The organism is Phaeodactylibacter luteus, from assembly GCF_007993045.1.
In the GTDB taxonomy this organism is placed as follows: Bacteria; Bacteroidota; Bacteroidia; order Chitinophagales; family Saprospiraceae; genus Phaeodactylibacter; species Phaeodactylibacter luteus.
This window is the reverse complement of sequence record NZ_VOOR01000284.1, coordinates 1-234: the sequence shown is the minus strand read 5'-3', so window position 1 is coordinate 234 and position 234 is coordinate 1. Positions and strand designations below refer to the sequence as shown.

Below are 234 nucleotides of genomic sequence, written 5' to 3'. Positions count from 1 at the left end.
AACCCGGAATACAACGGCCCTGACGAGATCATCAAGATCGTTGACGACGGCAACGGGGGCATGGACACCGTGGTGATCATCTACGACGTGACACCGGTGAACGATGCGCCGGTAGCGATGAACGACAGCTATACCACGCCCGAGGATACCCCGGTGATGGGCAATGTGACGGACAACGATACGGACATAGACGGCCCGGGCGTCAATATCACGCTGGTGACAGATGTGTCGAAC

At 57.7% G+C, this 234-nt stretch carries 1 protein-coding gene; it reads left to right on the top strand.

The genetic code is table 11. The features are described 5' to 3' along the window. Window positions 1–60: 60 nt before the first annotated feature. Window positions 61–234: Ig-like domain-containing protein (locus FRY97_RS23430; RefSeq protein WP_211356979.1), on the top strand; the 174-nt coding region annotated here is incomplete at its 3' end.